This window comes from Acinetobacter sp. AOR01_HL (assembly GCF_027855455.1).
Lineage (GTDB): Bacteria > Pseudomonadota > Gammaproteobacteria > Pseudomonadales > Moraxellaceae > Acinetobacter > Acinetobacter baumannii.
In genome coordinates this window covers 1-19,716 of the sequence record NZ_JAKTIM010000040.1, presented here as the reverse complement: position 1 = coordinate 19,716, position 19,716 = coordinate 1, and the positions used below count along the sequence as shown (strand labels likewise).

32 protein-coding genes are annotated in these 19,716 nt (G+C 38.2%); 16 read left to right on the top strand and 16 right to left on the bottom strand.

The window, feature by feature from the left end; all coding sequences use genetic code 11:
* The 14 genes from MKL62_RS12585 to MKL62_RS12520 all read right to left on the bottom strand — a co-directional run.
* A partial coding sequence (locus MKL62_RS12585) for a putative metallopeptidase (protein WP_270899774.1) occupies positions 1-386 on the bottom strand: 386 nt, incomplete at its 3' end.
* Positions 355-789 (bottom strand): hypothetical protein, encoded by a 435-nt coding sequence (locus MKL62_RS12580; protein WP_032002976.1) that lies wholly within the window; start codon positions 787-789, stop codon positions 355-357. The genes MKL62_RS12585 and MKL62_RS12580, both read right to left, overlap by 32 nt.
* A gap of 12 nt (positions 790-801) precedes the next feature.
* Complete coding sequence (locus MKL62_RS12575) at positions 802-993, bottom strand: hypothetical protein (RefSeq protein WP_000134355.1); 192 nt, start codon at positions 991-993, stop codon at positions 802-804.
* A 56-nt stretch (positions 994-1,049) separates the two neighbouring features.
* Positions 1,050-1,295: a hypothetical protein gene (locus tag MKL62_RS12570; RefSeq protein WP_000898317.1), complete on the bottom strand. Its 246-nt coding sequence runs from the start codon at positions 1,293-1,295 to the stop codon at positions 1,050-1,052.
* Positions 1,296-1,803: 508 nt separating this feature from the next.
* Positions 1,804-2,022 carry a hypothetical protein gene (locus tag MKL62_RS12565; RefSeq protein WP_033523594.1) on the bottom strand — a complete coding sequence of 73 codons (219 nt, stop codon included), beginning with the start codon at positions 2,020-2,022 and terminating at the stop codon, positions 1,804-1,806.
* 143 nt (positions 2,023-2,165) lie between these two features.
* Positions 2,166-2,579: an antiterminator Q family protein gene (locus MKL62_RS12560; RefSeq protein WP_000992308.1), complete on the bottom strand. Its 414-nt coding sequence runs from the start codon at positions 2,577-2,579 to the stop codon at positions 2,166-2,168.
* A gap of 2 nt (positions 2,580-2,581) precedes the next feature.
* Entirely contained in the window at positions 2,582-2,989 is a 408-nt protein-coding gene (locus MKL62_RS12555; RefSeq protein WP_033523596.1) for a DUF1064 domain-containing protein, read from the bottom strand.
* Entirely contained in the window at positions 2,986-3,099 is a 114-nt protein-coding gene (locus MKL62_RS12550; RefSeq protein ID WP_031968553.1) for a putative phage replication protein, read from the bottom strand. Before MKL62_RS12550 ends, MKL62_RS12555 begins: the two co-directional genes overlap by 4 nt.
* Complete coding sequence (locus tag MKL62_RS12545) at positions 3,096-3,845, bottom strand: hypothetical protein (protein ID WP_033523598.1); 750 nt, start codon at positions 3,843-3,845, stop codon at positions 3,096-3,098. The genes MKL62_RS12550 and MKL62_RS12545 overlap by 4 nt, the downstream gene beginning before the upstream one ends.
* The gene (locus tag MKL62_RS12540) at positions 3,838-4,788 is read right to left on the bottom strand and encodes a YdaU family protein (RefSeq protein ID WP_032059719.1); all 951 of its coding nucleotides are present in this window, start codon (positions 4,786-4,788) and stop codon (positions 3,838-3,840) included. Before MKL62_RS12540 ends, MKL62_RS12545 begins: the two co-directional genes overlap by 8 nt.
* Positions 4,785-6,338: a DNA cytosine methyltransferase gene (locus MKL62_RS12535; protein ID WP_023188412.1), complete on the bottom strand. Its 1,554-nt coding sequence runs from the start codon at positions 6,336-6,338 to the stop codon at positions 4,785-4,787. Before MKL62_RS12535 ends, MKL62_RS12540 begins: the two co-directional genes overlap by 4 nt.
* On the bottom strand, positions 6,335-6,625 hold the full coding sequence (locus MKL62_RS12530) for a hypothetical protein (protein WP_001095605.1): 291 nt from the start codon (positions 6,623-6,625) through the stop codon (positions 6,335-6,337). Before MKL62_RS12530 ends, MKL62_RS12535 begins: the two co-directional genes overlap by 4 nt.
* Before the next feature lie 43 nt (positions 6,626-6,668).
* Positions 6,669-6,932 carry a hypothetical protein gene (locus tag MKL62_RS12525; protein WP_000051076.1) on the bottom strand — a complete coding sequence of 88 codons (264 nt, stop codon included), beginning with the start codon at positions 6,930-6,932 and terminating at the stop codon, positions 6,669-6,671.
* Positions 6,929-7,105, bottom strand: coding sequence for a Cro/CI family transcriptional regulator (locus tag MKL62_RS12520; protein ID WP_001217697.1), 177 nt, complete (start codon positions 7,103-7,105; stop codon positions 6,929-6,931). Before MKL62_RS12520 ends, MKL62_RS12525 begins: the two co-directional genes overlap by 4 nt.
* A 127-nt stretch (positions 7,106-7,232) precedes the next feature.
* On the opposite strand from MKL62_RS12520, the gene MKL62_RS12515 reads away from it, so the two are divergent.
* The 14 genes from MKL62_RS12515 (at position 7,233) to csrA (ending at position 16,335) form a co-directional block, all read left to right on the top strand.
* Positions 7,233-7,922 carry a LexA family protein gene (locus MKL62_RS12515; RefSeq protein ID WP_032037465.1) on the top strand — a complete coding sequence of 230 codons (690 nt, stop codon included), beginning with the start codon at positions 7,233-7,235 and terminating at the stop codon, positions 7,920-7,922.
* Positions 7,923-7,988: 66 nt separating this feature from the next.
* On the top strand, positions 7,989-9,851 hold the full coding sequence (locus MKL62_RS12510; protein WP_000120032.1) for a DEAD/DEAH box helicase: 1,863 nt from the start codon (positions 7,989-7,991) through the stop codon (positions 9,849-9,851).
* The gene (locus MKL62_RS12505) at positions 9,848-10,285 is read left to right on the top strand and encodes a hypothetical protein (protein ID WP_032037463.1); all 438 of its coding nucleotides are present in this window, start codon (positions 9,848-9,850) and stop codon (positions 10,283-10,285) included. The genes MKL62_RS12510 and MKL62_RS12505 overlap by 4 nt, the downstream gene beginning before the upstream one ends.
* Positions 10,286-10,480: 195 nt before the next feature.
* Entirely contained in the window at positions 10,481-10,930 is a 450-nt protein-coding gene (locus MKL62_RS12500; protein WP_024436721.1) for a hypothetical protein, read from the top strand.
* 2 nt (positions 10,931-10,932) lie between these two features.
* Positions 10,933-11,256 (top strand): hypothetical protein, encoded by a 324-nt coding sequence (locus MKL62_RS12495; RefSeq protein WP_024436722.1) that lies wholly within the window; start codon positions 10,933-10,935, stop codon positions 11,254-11,256.
* An 11-nt stretch (positions 11,257-11,267) separates the two neighbouring features.
* Positions 11,268-12,035: a hypothetical protein gene (locus tag MKL62_RS12490; RefSeq protein ID WP_002055023.1), complete on the top strand. Its 768-nt coding sequence runs from the start codon at positions 11,268-11,270 to the stop codon at positions 12,033-12,035.
* A gap of 14 nt (positions 12,036-12,049) precedes the next feature.
* A complete protein-coding gene (locus tag MKL62_RS12485) occupies positions 12,050-13,126 on the top strand; it encodes a hypothetical protein (RefSeq protein ID WP_033523606.1) in 1,077 nt (358 codons plus the stop codon).
* A 1-nt stretch (position 13,127) separates the two neighbouring features.
* Positions 13,128-13,373: a hypothetical protein gene (locus tag MKL62_RS12480; protein WP_000654849.1), complete on the top strand. Its 246-nt coding sequence runs from the start codon at positions 13,128-13,130 to the stop codon at positions 13,371-13,373.
* Between the two features lie 2 nt (positions 13,374-13,375).
* On the top strand, positions 13,376-13,585 hold the full coding sequence (locus tag MKL62_RS12475) for a hypothetical protein (protein WP_000453808.1): 210 nt from the start codon (positions 13,376-13,378) through the stop codon (positions 13,583-13,585).
* The gene (locus MKL62_RS12470; RefSeq protein WP_000048750.1) at positions 13,582-13,866 is read left to right on the top strand and encodes a hypothetical protein; all 285 of its coding nucleotides are present in this window, start codon (positions 13,582-13,584) and stop codon (positions 13,864-13,866) included. The genes MKL62_RS12475 and MKL62_RS12470 overlap by 4 nt, the downstream gene beginning before the upstream one ends.
* Positions 13,867-13,869: 3 nt before the next feature.
* Complete coding sequence (locus MKL62_RS12465; protein ID WP_031981110.1) at positions 13,870-14,127, top strand: hypothetical protein; 258 nt, start codon at positions 13,870-13,872, stop codon at positions 14,125-14,127.
* 1 nt (position 14,128) lies between these two features.
* Positions 14,129-14,344: a hypothetical protein gene (locus tag MKL62_RS12460; RefSeq protein ID WP_000362184.1), complete on the top strand. Its 216-nt coding sequence runs from the start codon at positions 14,129-14,131 to the stop codon at positions 14,342-14,344.
* 209 nt (positions 14,345-14,553) lie between these two features.
* The gene (locus MKL62_RS12455; protein WP_001185176.1) at positions 14,554-15,834 is read left to right on the top strand and encodes an aspartate kinase; all 1,281 of its coding nucleotides are present in this window, start codon (positions 14,554-14,556) and stop codon (positions 15,832-15,834) included.
* 246 nt (positions 15,835-16,080) lie between these two features.
* Complete coding sequence (csrA, locus tag MKL62_RS12450; protein ID WP_000906487.1) at positions 16,081-16,335, top strand: carbon storage regulator CsrA; 255 nt, start codon at positions 16,081-16,083, stop codon at positions 16,333-16,335.
* Positions 16,336-16,404: 69 nt separating this feature from the next.
* Here the strand turns inward: csrA and rnhB are convergent, their stop codons facing one another.
* Entirely contained in the window at positions 16,405-16,971 is a 567-nt protein-coding gene (gene rnhB / locus MKL62_RS12445) for a ribonuclease HII (protein WP_000495836.1), read from the bottom strand.
* A gap of 65 nt (positions 16,972-17,036) precedes the next feature.
* On the bottom strand, positions 17,037-17,426 hold the full coding sequence (locus MKL62_RS12440; protein WP_000735756.1) for a hypothetical protein: 390 nt from the start codon (positions 17,424-17,426) through the stop codon (positions 17,037-17,039).
* Positions 17,427-17,667: 241 nt separating this feature from the next.
* Between MKL62_RS12440 and MKL62_RS12435 the strand changes: the two genes are divergently transcribed.
* Both MKL62_RS12435 and MKL62_RS12430 read left to right on the top strand, forming a co-directional pair.
* Positions 17,668-18,225, top strand: coding sequence for a cytochrome b (locus tag MKL62_RS12435; RefSeq protein ID WP_001111768.1), 558 nt, complete (start codon positions 17,668-17,670; stop codon positions 18,223-18,225).
* An 82-nt stretch (positions 18,226-18,307) separates the two neighbouring features.
* Positions 18,308-19,686, top strand: a protein-coding gene (locus MKL62_RS12430) for an IS3-like element ISAba45 family transposase (RefSeq protein ID WP_094081405.1) whose coding sequence is annotated in 2 segments (ribosomal slippage) — positions 18,308-18,782 and positions 18,782-19,686 — 1,380 coding nt in all. Because the reading frame shifts where the segments join, the coding sequence is not laid out codon by codon here.
* Positions 19,687-19,716: the final 30 nt, after the last annotated feature.

Below are 19,716 nucleotides of genomic sequence, written 5' to 3'. Positions count from 1 at the left end.
TCGCTATCGTTTGCCTTTTCACAAAAGCTTGCATCGATTGTGATTAAGTAAACTGGAACGAATCCGAACCAGTCGCGCATTTGCTGCTCTTGTCGAGCTTTCTTCCAGCCGCCTTGTTGAAACATAACCTTTTCACATTGGCCGAGCACCATACGCTTAGCTCTGGTATAAGCAGAAGAAGCCCATGCGAAAGCCAAGAAACCCTCATTATCATGAAGCATCTCAGCGATATGGTCGTGATCTGGATTATGCAAAGGACCACCAATAGTTAAAAAATTTGCAATTACCCAATTCATTAAATCAGGGGCTGGCGCTAATCGAATTGCTTCTTCTTCATCTGCTTGATCAATAAAATCAGTCGGTGGAAATGGTCTTATTTGCTCCATCTTCAATTCTCGCTAATTCACTTTTTATCCAGTTGATGACATATCCCGACAAAATAGAATCTGGATGAAAGCGCTCTATTTTGTATCCCATCTCTTCAGCAAGATCATATCGATCAAGACTCCATGCTTTATTTGACAGCTTTCCACCACGCCCACCAGACCAGGGACCACCCTCAATTTCAATGAGCAAACGCAATTTCACAATATGAAAGTCAAAGCGCCAGTGTTTGGTATGGATTGGCTGAAACTTCTGTTCAAATCCAATCGCCAAATCCTCAAGTTCTTCCTTAAGTGTTGCCTCAGCCTCGAGATATTTTTGCTTCGCCTTAGGCAGTGGTCTGGATTTAGGCTTGGTTTTAGGTTCTTTTTTCCGAGTTAGCCAAAAATACTCTTTATCGTCCATACCAATAGCCTCTTATAAGAAGCCTTCTGGTTTATTGTTGAGTCGTGCAATTAATTTATTTTGCTTTGCTATGGCTAAAAAAAATCGCTCATCTAAGTGAGCGATCTGTTCTGTATTTAAACCTTTTGTATTGCAACTTCCCAAATGGTTTAGCTCTATTTGGAGCTGTCTAATCTCATGCTTAATTTTTTGAAATTCAGTCATACATACTCCAAAAAGAAAAACCCTACCATAAGGTAGGGTTATTAATACTGTAGGTTTTAAATCTGCTGAACTCTAATCTCTCTATGTCCAAACATATTTACACCATCCTTAACAGATTTAACTAAATATTCTCGATTTGAACCATTTTGTAATTTCTTGATTAATCGATCTCCAATACTTACGCCATCTGTAGAGTCACTTGTGAAGATTGTTTCTTCATTATCAATTCTACAAGACTTCAAAGCGCTTCGAGTACCATCATTGGAAATCACAACAAGCTCTTCTGAACCATTAAACAACATATGCTTCACCTCTCAATAAATGATTCAATGAGTAAAGCATAAATTTTAATCAAATTAAAGTGTAAGTATTTGATTATAAATAGTAAATTATTCACTATCGAGAACTAAATTATCTAGTTAATAAAATAAAAAGCCCCGCCAATAATCGATATTTAGCGGGGCCATTTGCGCCGTAATCCGTCCGGCAAGTAAACTCGCAAAGCGTCCTAAGCGAGTGGGGTTTTAAAATCAAAAAACCCGTTCCTAAATTAGAAACGGGTCACAAAAACAAAAACTTTCAGCGCAGTATTTGAAATGAATGATATATGGATATTCATATATACGCAACTAATAATATGATCCTAAAATCAATAAAAAAACCACTCTTATATAAGAGTGGACTAGTGAATCTCACTAAAACCTGAAATCCTAAGCATGTTACGCTTAGTATTTATATCTTATGTGGTTTACAAACTGTTAACAATTAACAGAACTCAAGCGTTTTCTGACACTTGTTGTAAGTAAAAAGCTAGTTTTTAGGTGCTCTTAAAATACCTAAAACTTTCTCAGACATATCATGTAAGTCAGTTCCGATTGGCAACCAGAAATGGAAAACCGTATTGTCGCGGTTAAAAACCTGTTTGTAATATTCTGTTGTGAAACTTGGGTCGATATCAGAAGCTTTTAACAATCGCCATTCTTTTTCAATCTTTTGCCCGTTAAGTTCACCACCAACACAAATATTCATTTTAAGTACCAGTTTTTAATTAGACTGGACTATAGCACAAAACAAAAAAAGCTCACCATTTGGCGAGCTTTTAAAACAATTTGGTGCAACGCTTATAACTTCGTCCCACCATATCACAAATCTAAACCAAGTGTGCTGCACTGTCAAGATTGCAACACCTCAATTTTTCCATCCAAATATGCCAAGCCTTTATCAATCTCAGCACGTACCTTTGCTTTACTACATCTATGCACATTAGCAATTGTTAGATACGACCAATTATTTTCATAATAAAGTATTAAAAACCAAGCCCTTTCTTGTAAAAACTCCCTATTATCGTTATGCATTTTCGCCAAGAGTTTACTTACTTCAACTGCTTCATAATCTTCAATTTCGCATGGCATAGAGACCTTACTTGATCTAATTCTAGTTGTGTCATTTTGGTCAATTAGACATGCTAAAGGATTTGCAGAAAATTTAAATTTTGTTGATCTTACCCATAGACCATATTGTTCCAACCATTGATGAGCAGAACGTTTAGACCAGTCCATTGTCTTGTTATTAACTTTTGCATTCATGTTTAAACTTCCCTCACATCAATATTGTGAACTGTTTTCATCAGGTGTTTTTTATTTCGGTAACTCGGTAGCTTGCGTGTAGCTATAGACTTCACATCTTCAACAACGTATTCACCTGCTGTCGTGAAATAAGTGAAATCGGCAAAATATCTAAGTGCTGGTTTAGCTCGTTTCTCCCCTTCTAATTTTGTCTTCGGTGCCAATTCAAATTTTGTGTGATGCTGCAATTCTTTAATTTCACCTCGTTGTTGTAGAGCCTTTAGCTCGATATACCGTTTGTATTCTTTAGTACTGTCAAAAGTCATTCTATCCAATTTAATTTTCGAAGCATTAAACTTGTTTCGACCCTTTTTAACTTTTTGAGCTTTCGGACATGTTGCGCGGTAATCTGCAAGGCTCATTGAACTCATTCTTCAAACGTCTCCTTTCTTGCCAACCACCACAAAACCACCGCACCGCTAATAGCTGCTGTAAAAAATGAAATGAGTAAACCCCACGCTAAAATCTCGAATTTATTCATACATTCGCCCCATCAATTAGCTGAAGAATATTTCTAGGGATTAGCATACCCTCCCGACGGCACATCTCTGCGTATTCGTGTGGATTATCGAAAGGATCAGGGCCCAACTCTTTTATAAGCTCAGGCTCTTTTTCCTTAGCCTTAAGCTTTTGTACTGGTACAGGTTTACGACCATTGATTTTTAAACGTTCCATCAATGATTGGAGATGCTTTTGCGCTTCGTCATTGCTTACTGGGGTGTGTTCAGGTTCTTTATGCTCTAGTTGTAGCGGTGGAGTGTAAAACTCTTGCTGACGGCCTTTTAACTGAGCTTTAGCCACCATCACGTTGTATGTCCCGAAGAAATTATCTTGAGCTGCTCGCATTTGGCCGGCTTCGATCAAATACATAACCTCGTCTAAGGCGTACTTAGTGATTTGGGTAATAACCACGGAACGGTCAGTTGTAAACTTACATGCGCGAGACCAAGCTTCTTCTGGAGACATCCAACTTTCACCGATACACCAGGTGCGAAACTCGGCAAATGACGGCATAAAGCGTCCACCTGCTGTAAGTAATCGAGCAAGTGCGTTGTTAAATTGGTTTTGTTGAACGCCAATCAGTGTTTTAAGTGCGATTTGCTCAACCACTGACAGAGGAATTGCACTTTCGCCTGTTGCTGGAAATTGCTTATTGAACTGAGCAGCGTAAACAGTGCGAAGAGAAGCGATTAATTGACGCACTTCGTTCAAGGTAATCTCATGCATGACCTACCTCCTCAATCATTGGAAACTTTTTTGCTGGGGTTACATCCACGATTTGAGATTCGCTCTGTTCTTCAAAAAGATTAGCGAAGTAACCCGACTCTTGTGGTTTTTGACCAGCTGAATTGATTTGCTCTTGTTTCTTGCGGTTAGCAGCGACTTGTTTCTCGTTGTTTTGAACCCAAGAGAACCACTTAACCAACCAGATGCTTGGTGTATTCAACGAACTTGATTCGTTTGCAAAGTACCAGTCACCGAAATTTTGAATCATGGTTCTCAAGTCGATTTCAGGTACCGAAACAAATCTTTGTTGAGCAAGTGAAATGAAATCGTATTGAAACTCGCTGTATTCAGAAATGAATTCACGCATTGAATAGCGTTTGTGATCATCGATCTGATACTGAGCAAATTGAATTGGAGTTAATTGCGAATTTTCTCCACGCGTATTACTACTACTATCAATAATTGGTTCTTGGTTAATGGTTAATGGTTTATGGTTATTGGTTGGTTGCACGCCCGTTTGTTCTTCGTTTAACGGATTTTCAACGACCGTTGAATTTTCGTTAGACGATTGATCATCTTTTGATGAACCACTGTTGGACGAACCTTTCTTTTTCGCTGCACGTTTTGCAGCAGACGCTTTACCAGCCTCACTCGCTTGTTTCTTTTTCCCGTGGTATTCAGCAATTTCTCGTTCACAACGATTATTGCGATAAACACCTTCTTCAAGAATGAAAAACTCATCAAGTACATATTTGAGAGCTTCTTTTTGCTCTTCGGTAGTACATTGCAAACGACGTGCTAAACGATCAATGCTTGTTGCATCAATCGCCTTCTCCGTGTCGTAATACATGTCTAATAAGTCACGGTAAATCGCACGCTCAATTAAACTGAGGTGGCGAGTCGCATTGTTAAAGTCACCAATATGGTGTTGGTAATAATTCATGCGGCCCCCTTAATTTGTTGCGTAATAAATGGATTATTTGCTCTGGCGATAGCAGCCATTGGATATGGAGAAACGGAGTTACCAACCATAAAGACTTGATCTTTTTTAGATAGAGGCTTTCCATCGCTCCCGTATTCAATTACGTATGAATCTGGAAACCCCTGCGCTCTAAAAAGTTCACGTGGTTTAAGCATGCGTATACAGATATCAACAATTGCCCAAGGTTCACCTTTGATCCAAACAGTAACTAGGGCTAAACGATCTTTAGTAGTGATCGTATCCATTGGCTCAGTGATACTTCTTGCGTCTCCATTGCCGTAGTAGTTAATTAAAAATGCAGCAACACGAAGAGCGCCCTTATAGTTATCTTTGCTCAACTTGGCAGTAACTAATCCATGATGCCCACCTTTCACTTGTGCACATATGGTTGATAGAGGCTCATCAATTGACCAATTCCGCTGTTGAGAAGCGTTTGCAAACTCTGTAATAAACGGAACAAGGATTGGACTTATTAAAGAACTATGTCCGCCATAACCTGCTGTAGTTGTTGCTAATGGTTCACGTATGTCATGACCAAAACTTGTACGGAAATCACGGCCAATAAAAGGTGTGGCAGAATTAACAAAAAATGGCTCTTTAGTTTCAATGACATATTTTTGAATACCTTTAGCTATGCGTTTTAGAGTTGCATCAGCTAGAGGACCTTGCGGCCTATCAAAAATTGAATTTCCTAAATCTGAAAAATCAACACATTCAACTGTTGAGCGCCATTTTTTTAAATTGCCCTTAGGTTTCTTTGAGAAGTATTTTTCTGGCCATACTATTGGTTGCCCATCACAGCGAGCAACGAGAAATAATCGCTCACGTTTTGTTGGCGCTCCGAAGTCAGCAGCAATAATATTTTTTTGCCACTCAACTTCATAACCAAGTTGTTCAAGACTACGGACAAAGTGTTTCCAAGTTTTACCTTTCTTCTTGGGGTTTGGTACTAAGAATTGATTGTGGCGAGGAACTCGCTCACCAGGCTCTGCAATTCGATTTACCTTTTTGCCATTAATATTAATTTTATCGAGAGTAATGACTCTGCCTGTTGCTTTGTCTCGTTTTGCAATTAAAGGTCCCCATCCTAAGATCTGCTTAACATTTTCTAAACTGATCACATCAGGTTTAACTTTGCCTGCAAACTTAAGAACAACCCAAGAAAGGTCACGTATTTCTTTTTTACGTGGTTGTCCGCCAGCAGCTTGCGAATGATGTGTGCAGTCTGGGCTTGCATGAAACCAACCGACTTGATGACCATCACAAATATCAATTGGATCTACTGCAAATACATCTTGAACATAATGCTTTGCATGGGGATGATTAGCCTCATGCATAGAAATTGCTTTTGGATTATGGTTTACAGCAACATAAACAGGCCTGTTTAACCCCATCTCTAATCCAGTGCTTGCACCACCACCGCCAGCAAAGAAATCTACGATGATTTTTTCAGAAAAATTTAAGTCGAATTGAGTTCTAAAAGAACGAGCAGCATCAACAAATGTATTCATGCTTCACCGCCTTCTTTAATCTGAATGTATGTGCTACCCAAGAAGCGAATACGATCAGCACGGCTAAGGCTTCTAATAATTTCCTCAGCATGGTTGTACGTAATACGATGCTGACGCACTAAAACCTCTTTAAATTCATCTCGCTTTACAGCTGCATTTTTAGTATCAGCTTTAATTCGCTCTAGGTTCTCTTCACACTTTTTGATTAATGCTTTAAGTGTGTGGAGAGCCGGCTCAAACCAGCTCTGGATTATTTGTTCTTGATTTGATAGATTATTCGTGTTCATTTGATCCACCTCAATTGAATGCCTAGTAGCCTGATCTCGACCATCAGGCTTTTTTAATTTCTAGAATTTGGGATTCTGGGTTTACCCCGATCTTCCCTAGTAATCCTAAACGCTCCCTTTTCTTCCTATTTTTTTCAGCTCTTTCAAGCATTAAGCTAACCTCATGATATTCACCCATAATGGCTTTCTCTAAGAGGATTACGGCTTGATGCGCATAATCTTTACCTCGGACATCCGAGATCAATCTCAAACGCTCCATCATGTCAGGGAGCATCTTCAAACGAAGATCTTCTTTTTCAAGGCTCATGAAACTCTCTTAAATGGTAGTGTTGGTTCTTGTTCAAGCAGCTTAAAAGCAGCAGCTTCAGGCACAAATTCACCCCACTGGTAAACTGCTTGACGGCTAATTTTTAAGATTTTTGCGATTTTTGGCGCATTGAACCGAGCCAAAACATCTGATGTTTTCATCTCAATTCGCATATTTATTCCTAACTTTAACTTTACTTTGTCAAGTCTACTTTACGAATAAATGTTTAGCAAGCTTTGCAAATGAAAAGTTAAGATTTCTTTACATTTTCCATATGGCAATAGCCATGAGATTTACACTATGAGCACTCTACAAGAGCGAATGTCTTTAGCTATAAAACACTACGAGTCTGAAACAGGTAAAAGATTCAAGAATACTGATTTAGCTAGATTTGCTGGCGTTAGTAGAGCTAATGTCGGGCTATGGGTAAATGGGCCAACACAAGAACTTGAAGGCTCAAATTTAGTAAAAGCTGCTGAGTTTTTAGGTGTTTCTAAAGATTGGCTTGCTGGTCAAAGCAATAAAATGGATGCTACAAAAATTGATAATAATGTCTCCAAGAAAGTAGCAACTTTAGCACCTGTTCTTTCATGGGTTCAGGCTGGAACTTTTACCAATGTGCAATCTGTTGATCTATCTATGGTTGAAGAATGGCTTCCTTTGCCAGATGAATGCACTAATTGTTTTTATCTAAAAGTTCAAGGCGTAAGTAACCAACCTGACTTTCTGGAGGGTGATTACATTCTTGTTGACCCAGATGTTTACTACAGTGACATGCAATCTGGCGATATGGTTGTGGTCAGAAGATTTGAAGATGCAACTTTTAAAAAGCTTGTTATTGAGACAGATGGATCTCGTTATCTACAGGCTCTAAATCCTAAATTTGAACCAAATATCATTCCTTTGGATGAACATTGTTATTTTGTAGGTCAAGTAGTTGACTGTATGCGATATACATATAGAGCAAAAAGAAGATCTAGACCAAATTGATGAAAAAACGTAACCCGACACGGTACTTTAGAATGATTCGGGAAAACTAGCGCCTAGGGGGTGTCAATGTCGTATTTTAAAAATACATCGGTAAATATTGTCGGCAACAACAAGTTGAGATCACCTCAAATTGAAGCATATTTAAAGATTCAGAACTATTTTGAAGAAAATCCGAATGGAGAAGCTTTAGTTGTACTACCCACTGGAACAGGAAAGTCCGGACTAATTTCTATTGCACCATATGGTGTTGCTGATGGCAGAGTTTTAATTATTACTCCTGGGTTAGTTACAAAAAATAGTATCAGTAAGACTCAAGAATCATTACAAGATAATTTTTGGATAAATTTTGATGTAATATTTGGCTTAAATAATCTCCCAGTTATTAATGAATATACTTCTGAGTTAACAGATGAGCATTTAGAATCTAGCAATATTATTTATTCAAATATTCAAAGAATTGTTGGTGATTCAGATAGGTGTTTATTAAATAGGGTTTCTAATAATTTTTTTGACATGATCATCATTGATGAATCACATCATTCTGCAGCCAATAGTTGGGAACAAGTCCTTTCCTTCTTTGGTTCTGCAAAAAAACTACATGTTACAGGTACACCTTATCGTGGTGATGGACAAGAAATTCCTGGTGTGCGAATACATGAAACCCCTTTATCTGAAGTTATGCGTGATCGTTATGTAAAATATCTTAAAAAAGAAACCATTAATGCGCAGAATTTGTTTTTCACAACTCCTGAATTTCCAAACGAAAAGCTAACCATCGAAAGGGTTTTGGAGTTTAAAGATTCCGAATGGTTACAAAAGAGTGTAGCCTTATCCAAAGAATGTTCAATGGATGTAATTGAACATAGCCTATCAAAACTAGCTACGTTAAGAGAAATATCTCCTAATGTTCCACATAAAATATTAGCCGTTGGGTGCAGCATTGCACATGCTGAAGATATTCAAAACTGGTATACATCACGTGGAGTTAAATCTATCCTTATCCATAGTGAAATGGATAAGATTTCACAAGAACAGAAGTTCCAATCTATTGAAAATAATGAGTGCGATGTTGTGGTGTCTGTGAATATGTTAATGGAAGGATATGATCATAAATACCTGACCATTTTATCTATTTTTAGACCATACAAAAGTTTGAATGCATTTGCCCAGGTAATCGGTAGGGTTCTTCGCGCAATTCCAAAAGAAGAGATTACTGCTTTCGAAATTGATAATAATGCCACTGTTATATTCCATGAAGAAATTGGCCTTAATGACATGTGGAGTGAGTTTCAAAAAGAGGTTGATAGAGCTAAAGCGGAAAGAATTAAAGACTATACTTCTCAAGAATTGACCAAAGAGTATGAGAGAAAAGATCAAGTTCTTGGCTCGGTTGAAAGTGACATGGTATACCTGAGCGATCAAGATTCTTTTTTAAAAGGTTTTGATTTTAATGAGTTATTTGAAATAAAAAGACAAGAAATTAATGAATTAGTTAAAAACAAGCTTCAAAAACTTGCAGAGTTAAATGATTTCGATGATGAAGATTTAGAGCTTTTTGCAAAACAACTTACAGAGAAAGAAAATAGAAAAATTTCTAAAGATTACGTTGATCCTGTACTTCTTGAAAAGCGCCCAGCACAAGCTAGAGAACAGCTAAGAAAACTTATTGTAAAAAAAGTGGAAGATGAAATCTCAAGTTTGCTTGTAGATTTAGGTTATAATCCTAAAGGTACTGAGTTATGGCAGTCTTTTACTCGCCATTTACCATATCTAAAACCAAATACCGCCAATGATGGCACTTTAGTTAATTACGTAAATCTAAAGTTATCCAACAAGTTTGGTCGCGTTATTTCAAGAGATAACCCTACTCTTGTGAAGTCATTAGACCACATACCTTCACTCATTGAAGAAGTTAGGAAGATGCTATGAACGACCTATATCTTATCCAGCTCATTGATAAATTAACAGCTATTTATTTAATGCAAGGGGTACAACCCTCTGAACTTGCTGATGCTATTTTTGATGACCCATATACTAATATGAGTTTAATCAAGAACATGAATTATATTGAAGTTATTCTATCATTTAAAGAGCAATGTGATCAGACTCACAATGAACACATCAGAAAGGTAAAATATCTTTATAATCATGATAGGTATTTAATTCAAACAAGTGAGGCAATCGACTCAAAAGCATTTAAGATCTCTTGGGACAGAGAAAAAACTATAAGTAAAATTGTTAGTGATATAGAAAAAAGGCTCAAGGAAATTGGCTATAGCCCAAAGGAAATGAAAAAAATTCTCTCCACGTTACCAACTCCGCCACAATTAGCAAATAATTCCAAGTTAAGTTTAGTTTCGTAGTATTCCATCGATCTAACCCACCACTAAGGTGGGTTTTCTTTTTATTAAAATAAAATGTATATTAAAATTTACATTAACTCGTAAATTAAACTTTACATATTTAATTCTGTAAAGTAATCTTTACCTCGTAGATAACAAAAAAGCACATCGACTCTCTTACCTTCCGATGTGCTTTTGCAAACTGCGAGATCAATTATGAACGTAAAAGTTAACTCATTCAACTCATTCAACTCATTTGCATTTGTCAGCATGGCTGCTCTTGCAATCTCTGGTGGTTCTTTAGTTGCTTGCCAGCTACAACCAGCTTTCCAAACAAAAGAAGCTCCTACTCTCTTTACTCCAAAAACGCAGCCAAGTACTTACGGTGTGTTAACCGCGAAAATCACAGGTAAACATACAGGTGTTGCCGTCATCAAATTAGATAGCTTCCGTTTAAACGTTAGCTTTGATTTTGAAGCTCATTTAGACAGTTACGGCGTTCCGGGTTCTGAATTTACCGCTGTTGATATTACTCAACTCACAGTAAATGAAATCACTGATATTAACGGTAAGTCATATAACGATTTCACCGAATTTGAAGACATCCGAAACATCAATGGCCTTCTAAAAGGCTTCATCGAACGTAACAAGTTGGTGGAGGCTTAAAGATGACTAATTTCAAAAAACACCCTGACGGCTATATGTCATTTTTAGGCCGTGATGATAAGGGCCTCTACTCTGTCCGCATTGGCTGGCAAGTGTACGCATCTAATGCTAATGGCTCAGTTCTTTACAAGGTGAAGGACTCAGTTAAGACACCTTTGGACGTTGAAAAGTTCCAAACTGACTATCCAAAAGTTTGGAATGAACTTACACAAGAAATCGACTTCCAACGCAGAAAGCAGCTCGCAATAAAGCTACGTGAAACAAATATCCCTACTTATGACCGCAAAGCATATAAGCAAAAACGCGGCTTCACCGGCTCTAGATGAGGATAAGAAAAATGACAACTGAAAACTCAAAAGACAACTTACATATCTGGAATGCAGTTAAGCAAACGCCTACCAATTTTCTTAAAAAAATTGAGTTTGGTTATTTAAAAGGTAAATCAGATATTAACCCTCAATGGCGATTAATGGCTATGACTCAGGCCTTTGGTCCTGTTGGTCATGGCTGGACTTATAGACATGTACGTTTATGGTCTGAAACCGCGCCAGATGGAACCATTATGGCTTTTGCTGAAGTAGCAGTAAAAACCAAGATTGATGGTGTTTGGGGTGAGGAATTTTTCGGCAACGGCGGTTCAGCAATTGTTGAAGTTCAAAAAGGCAAATTAGTAGCGATTGATGAAGGTTATAAAAAGGCCGTTACTGATGCTCTTGGTGTAGCGTTTAAGGCTATTGGTGTGGCAGCTGATGTTTACCTCGGTAATTTTGATGGTAGTAAATATCTATACAACTATGACTATGCTTATCAAGAGCAAAATGCCTCTACCCCAGCAGGTCAAAATACAAATCAGAATAACCAGACAACCGCTCAGGGTGGTAACCAGAAGCCACCTCGTACTCAGGATCAACTATATCAAGATGCTTTGAAAGCAATTAAAGATGCTCCAGACACTAACATCTTAAATGCTGCAATTAAGAAGTTTAAAGGCACTACTTATGAGGCGGGTATCAATAGAGCTTGCCAAGCACGTGCTGATCAGATGGGTTGGGCCCCTAAAAACAATCCTCAGCAAGTTCAGCAACAACAGTCGTTACATCACTAAAAGGAGAGCTTTTCATGTCTAACTTACTAACTGCAGCTGAAGCATTTGCAGCTCTTCAAAAAGGTAAAACTGTACTTTGTCGTCCTATTGGAGACATGTTGGACTTTTCTGATTTAGATCAATTCCCCGCTTCTGTGTTTGGTAAACCAGGTTTTGAATTCTGCATCAAAATCGAAACTATTGAGCTGGCTGGCATTACATTCACAAAGCCATTAACTATTGATGAATATGAGGAAGGACAGGATGTTTTTGTAATTACTACATATTCGCCTTCTATTTACGTCGTGAATTTTAGAACCACCGCATTAATTGAATCTATTAATAGCGGCTTTGTTCAACGTGATGCAGAAAACGCCAAGCTTCAATTAAAAGCACTATCTAAAGCGTTAGGTTTTGAAGTTAGTGACGATTTTAGTGTTATTCGCCTAGGTGACGAACCAAAGAAACAGCGTGCTAAGAAATCAAAAGGTGCACAGACAGTAGTTGTAGAAAAGACTTCTGAAATTGTTGATGAAGTTAAACAACCTACAATTGTTATTACTGAGCAAACAAATGTAACTACTTCTGAAGACTCATTGGTGCAATCCGAAGATATTTCAGAAAATATAGGATCAGCTTTAGATAGTGCGATTGTTATTACAGAACAACCTTATGTGTCTTCACCTGAAGATTTTTTAACTCAGCCTACACCTGAGCAAGAAAAAAACAATGAGTATCAGCAAACCCTAGATACTCTTCTACAGCGTGTAAAAGAGTCAAAAACACCTGCAGAAGTAAATGCGGTTTATCGTTATACCCGCACATGGGATGACGAACAAATGAAGCCTATCCTTCTCGCCACTCACAAACGTCTTGAAGAGCTAGAAAAAGAAAAGGCATCTGCTAATGAGCCACCCTCTTTAATGGTTCAAATCCAAACTGCACCAGACCTTACAACGCTAGATGCTTTGGAAATAGACGTGGCTGCACGAGATCCGCAGATTCAACCGAAGCTAATGGGGTATGTGAGAAAACGCCGCTATGAATTAGAGAATCCTACACCTACTCAACAAGAATCTACCCCTGATTATTTATTAGTGGACGGTTTCTAACATGAAAGATCAGTACAAGAAAGTGAGCCAAAAACACATGCTTGGTTTTATGTACTACTTGCAATTGCTGGGCTACGTAATAGTCCGGCAAGGCATGGACCAAGCAATGTTTCTAACAAAGCATTATGCGGTACCAGTTGCTTGGCGGCGCATAACGATCGACTATCACAACCGATTAAATAAACCTGCCCAGCAGCTTTATAGAGAGTTTGTTGAGTGGACTAAAGAAGAATATTTGAGGGCTTAAAAATGGAAGTAAGAATTAAATCTGTAAATGGCTCAAGTCCTTTACCAGCAAATTTACAAATGGATGTTGTTTATAAAGCTGTTCGCATAGATGCCAATCGAATGAAAGTAACTTGTGATGATGGTCAAGTGATTACAACAAGCATTTCAAAATCTGGTTATTTGGGCGATTGGGGTGAATGGGAAATTTTAAGTGAGGATTCTCAACAATGAGCAAAGTTATTGGTGAAGTTAATTTGAGCCCTAGCCGTATTGAAGGTACTCCGGATCAGGTGGCTCTTCATATTTTTGAAGAAATCATTTGTCCAAGTACTGAGGAGCTTATCAAAAACAATCCGGAAGCTGCAAAAGTTTTTGCATATCACATTTTTGGTTTAGCACTGTCTCAGCTTGCAGAATTCCATTCAACTAAAAGTTTAGATAAAGCTGTAACCGTTACCCTTCACAACCTTTTGCGTCAATTGAAGAAAGAACGTAATGAGTTGAGGAACTAAAGGATGAGTGGATTAAAAGTTAAAACATGTGATTTTTGTGATGACGGGAACGGTGAATGCATTTTCCCCTATTACGGCGTTGCCCCTCATATTCATACGAAGCCAATTGGCGGTACTGAATTTATAGATGTTTCATTACCTGAAAACTTTAGTCCTGATGGGGATGGTTTAGGCATATATACACACTGTCTGAATTGTGGGGGTGATGGCACATATGAAGGCATCCAGTTAGAAGTTAAAGCGGAAAGTAAGGAGGGCTAATGTGGATAAATATCTGACATCTAACAATGTGTGTGAGATGTTTCATATTACTAAACGCACACTTAATCGGTGGGAAATTAACACACCTTGGGGGATTCCATTCCCAGCCCCGGCATTAAGTTCTGAGGGCGGAACAATGAAAAGATACCTCGCTACTGATGTAATGAAGTGGGAGGAAGAATGCCAGCAAAAGAAGCAACTAAAAAAAGCTATATAAGTTGTACCGAAGCTAACAATCAGCAAACTTGATGAAATTAGTCCAGATCAATGATTGTTAGCATATTTACGTTACTATATACTGTCCGCCGAATCACGGCTTGCTAGATAAACTCAGCAATTTCATTTATGTACATAATGGTGTACATATAATGAAACCAAGGAAGCAAGAATATACTTTTCCCGTTTAATTATAAGGGTTTAGGCGATATGGCATTAATCGTTCAAAAATATGGCGGTACTTCTATGGGTACCCCCGAGCGCATTTTAAATGTTGCTCGTCGTGTGAAGCGTTGGCATGATCACGGTCACAAGGTTGTTGTGGTCGTATCTGCAATGAGTGGTGAAACAAACCGCTTACTTGCCCTCGCTAAAGCCATTACCGAAACACCTGACCCACGCGAGTTAGACCAAATGGTTTCAACCGGTGAACAGGTGACGATTTCCATGTTAGCTATGGCACTTAATTCGATTGGTGTGGAAGCTAAATCCTATACCGGACGTCAAGTCGGTATTAAAACTGACAGTGCATTTACTAAGGCGCGTATTGAGTCGATTGACACAGATGTCATGACCAATGACCTAGATGCAGGCCGTGTTATTGTAGTTGCAGGCTTCCAAGGCTTCGATGCCAACGGAAATACTACAACTCTAGGACGTGGCGGTTCAGATACTTCTGGTGTTGCCATTGCAGCTGCCCTAAAAGCAGATGAATGCCAAATTTATACTGACGTTGATGGGGTTTATACTACAGACCCTCGTGTTGCCCCTAAAGCGAAGAAAATCGATCGTATTTCTTTTGAAGAAATGCTAGAAATGGCATCATTAGGTTCTAAAGTTTTACAGATTCGCTCAGTAGAATTTGCCGGAAAATATCAAGTTCCTTTACGTGTATTATCAAGTTTTGATAATGATGACGACGGCGCATTTGACGACGAATTTAAAGAAAATGTAGGTACACTCATTACTACTGAGGCAGAAGACACTATGGAACAGCCAATCATTGCAGGTATCGCTTTTAACCGTGACGAAGCAAAATTAACAATTTTAGGTGTACCTGATGAACCGGGTATTGCTTCTAAAATTTTATCACCAGTAAGTGATGCCAACATTGAAGTGGATATGATAGTCCAAAATGTTGAAGAAGATGGCACAACAGATTTCACGTTTACTGTAAACCGTGTTGATTTAGCAAAAGCTGAAAAAATCTTAAATGAAACTGCCAAAAATATTGGTGCACGTGAAGTTTCAACACGCGATGACATCGTTAAAGTATCTATTGTGGGTGTAGGTATGCGCTCGCATGCGGGTGTAGCAAGCAAAATGTTTACTGCCCTTGCTGACGAAGGTATTAACATCCTTATGATTTCAACATCTGAAATTAAGGTTTCTGTCATTATTGATGAAAAATACCTTGAGCTTGCAGTTCGTTGCTTACATACCGCTTTTGGTTTAGATCGTGAACATGGTGAAAGCAGCGCACGCGCTTAATTTTACCGAACGGTCAAGAATTCATTAAAAAATGTTTACTTGTCCGACAATAATCAAAGAAAACACAGAGCCGCTATAGTTTTTTTTATAGCGGCTCTGTTATATTAAACGGAAAGTTTTTTGGCAGTGATTATCAAAATATGACTTTGTTCTCATATTTCTGTTAGAATCTGACTGAAAACTGAGGTTGAGCTTTTTATTTGGGTACCAATATTGCAGTTTTAAGCGTTTAGCAAGGAGATAAACATGCTGATTCTGACCCGCCGTGTCGGGGAAACATTAATGATTGGGGATCAAGTCAGTGTTACTGTGCTTGGCGTCAAAGGAAACCAAGTTCGAATTGGTGTAAATGCACCAAAAGAGGTTTCTGTTCATCGCGAAGAAATTTATCAACGTATTCAACATGAACGTGCAATGCATGAACACCTTCAACATCTTGATCAAGATTATCAAGTTTCATATGAAGATGATAATTATGCACAGAAAAACTTCAATCGTTAGTATGAAGTTGTTCTCTCCCTAATTAAAGCGACTTTATAGTCGCTTTAAATTTTTTGGGAATATATAAATTTATAGACCTAATGCGCGTTTTACAGGTGCATAACTACGACGGTGTTGATCAATCACGCCATGAGCTGCAATGGCTTCAAAGTGTGCTTTGGTTGGATACCCCTTATGTTTGGCAAAACCAAATAATGGATACTGTTGATCTAATTCTGCCATTTGACGATCACGCGTAACTTTAGCCAAGATACTCGCCGCACTAATCTCGGCATGGCTTGCATCTCCCCCTACAATCGCCTCGCAAGGAATAATAATTCCTTTTGGAATTTGATTGCCGTCTACAATTACCTTTTGAGGTTGTGTTTTCAGACCTTCCACTGCACGTTGCATAGCCAAAAAAGTTGCCTGCAAGATATTCAGCTCATCAATTTCTGCATGTGTAGCTTCTGCTATTGACCATGCTAAAGCTTTTTCTTGAATTTCAATAAATAACTTTTCACGTTTCTTTTCAGTTAATTTTTTAGAGTCATTTAATCCTAAAATTGGATTATTCGGATCTAAAATAACAGCTGCAGCAACAACAGAACCCACTAATGGGCCTCGTCCTGCCTCATCTACGCCTGCAACAAACATGTATACTCCAATGAAAAAGAGGCCGATTTATAAGAATCGGCCTTCTTTAATGCTTAAAACATCAATTATTTTTGTAAAGCTTCTGCCACACAAGCATTTACAGTTTTAGAAACCACTTGGTTTACGATTGTAGCACGTGCATTCACGTCAAGCGCAGCAGCAGCTAATTCTACTGCAGTCACACTATTTGGTGCTTTTTCACTTACACAGCCGCAAACATTCGTTTGGATGCTATCACGCTGTTCAGCAGTCATATATTTTGTTGCTGTCTTCCATGCAGCAACATTATTAATTTCTGTAATACATTTCGCATTAACAGCAACTTTTAATGCAGCTACGCCTAACTGTTGAGTTGTCGTTTGTGCAGAAGCACCGCCAGTACCGGTACCTGTAGTTGTTGCACATGCAGTTAAAGCTAAAACAACTGGTGCTACAGCGAGCATCAATTTTTTCATCATTTTTTCCTTTGATCGAACGTAAGCAGCGCGTATTTTGCCTAAACTTATGCTTAGAAGAAACAAATAAATTGATGCATTTATGCAAATTAAGTCTCTTAATCTCCAGCTCAACTTAACCGTGTTTTTTTTTAAATTGAAGCGTTCTGTTTATAGCACGCTCTGTTACGGGAACAACATTTCTCAAATTTAAAAGTTTCCCATAAAATCTAGCGCTAGAATGACAAAAAAAGGGTCTTTTATGCCTGCCTCAACCTCTCAATACTACACCCGTACTGCACAGATTCTGCATTGGGTCATGGCCATCATTTTTATCACTGCTTGGGTGATTGGTTTCTATAGTGGAAATTTTCTAAGTTATGACGTTGATGGCAGCTTTAAAGGCGATGTCATTACACTACATAAGAATATTGCCACAACCATTATCTTCCTCGTGGTCATTCGTCTGTTTTGGCGTTACACCCATCCTGCCCCACAATTACCTGACACGATGTCACCAACAATGAAAACTTTAGCTCACATCGGACATTTATTACTGTATGTGATTTTAGTCGCTTTACCGGTCACTGGCTGTTTATTTAGCTGGAGTGCTGGTCACCCTGCTCCGGTTTTATATTTATTTGAAATTCCACGCCTGGTGCAAGATAACCCTGAGTTATTAGCCATTGTTAAGCCATTACATATTTATATTTCATGGTTTGCAGGTTTACTTATTGTTGGACATGTACTTGCAGCTTTAAAACATCACTTTGTAGATAAAGACAATGTTTTAAACAGTATGACCAAACAACCTAAATAAATTCAATGTTAAAAAAACCGCCTATCATGAACTGCACCCCGAAAGTTGGACACATTCAGTCTAACTTGGAGGGTGCTTTTCTATGGCTAAATATTCTCAAGAATTTAAACTTGAGGTTGTCCAATATTACTTATCTGGTTTTGGCAGACACCAAGTAAGTCATAAATTTGGAATACATCATAGCGATGTTGCTAAATGGGTAGCCAATTATAATAATCATGGTGCTGAGGGTCTGAGCAGGAAAAACACAAATACTGTATATACTCCTGAATTTAAATTTAAAGTTATTCAGTCTGTTCTTGAACAAGGTTTATCTGTACGTGAAGCTACAAATCAATTTAATCTGAAATCACACACACAGTTATTAAGTTGGTTGCTCCAATACGAAGAACACGGTATAGATGGCTTAAAAGCTAAGCCGAAAGGACGACCTAAATCCGTGCCAAAGCCTAAGATAAAAAAAGTCAAAAATGCTCTGAATGATAGAGACAAAACCCAAGAACAGCTACTAGAAGAACTTGCATATCTACGAGCTGAGAACGCTTATTTAAAAAAGCGGAGAGCCTTGATTCAGAAGCAGAAAGAACAGGAACAAGCCGAACAGCAACGGTTACAAGATTCATTTCTGAATTAAGGCAAAACTATAAATTGAAATATCTATTACGTGCATCACAGATGGCTCGAAGCACGTACTTTTATCATGAGCAGCGATCAAAGCTTAACGACAAATACAGTGACCTTAAGCAGCAAATTAAGATGATCTATCATAAGCATAAAGGTCGGTATGGCTATCGTAGAATTACTCTTGCTTTAAAGAATATGGGATTAACAATTAACCATAAATGTGTACAAAGACTCATGCAGTCAATGAAACTTAAATCACGCATTAGAATCGCAAAATATCGTTCTTACAAAGGGGACATCGGGCAAGTTGCAGATAATGTACTACAGCGCCAATTTAAAGCTGACAAACCAAATCAGAAATGGGTAACGGATGTAACCGAGTTTAATATTCGAGGAGATAGGCTTTACCTATCACCAATTATGGACTTGTTTAATGGGGAAATTATTGCCTTCCAAACCCACCGTAGACCAATGTATGAGTTAGTAAAAAATATGTTGAAAGATGCACTTACGAAGCTTGCAGATCATGAAAAGCCTATCATCCATTCAGATCAGGGATGGCAATATCAAATGCGTCATTATCAGCGAGAACTAGCAGAAAATGGTTTAACCCAAAGTATGTCTCGTAAAGGAAATTGCTTAGATAATGCATCAATGGAGAGTTTCTTTGGAATACTTAAATCAGAATGTTTCTACGGTGAAAAATTTAATTCTGTTGAGGAATTAGAGAAAACTGTGAAAGAATACATTCATTATTACAACCATGAAAGAATCAAGGTTAAATTAAAAGGACTAAGCCCTGTACAATACAGAACTCAGTCCTTAGAAGCTGCTTAATTAATTGTCCAACTTTATGGGGTCAGATCA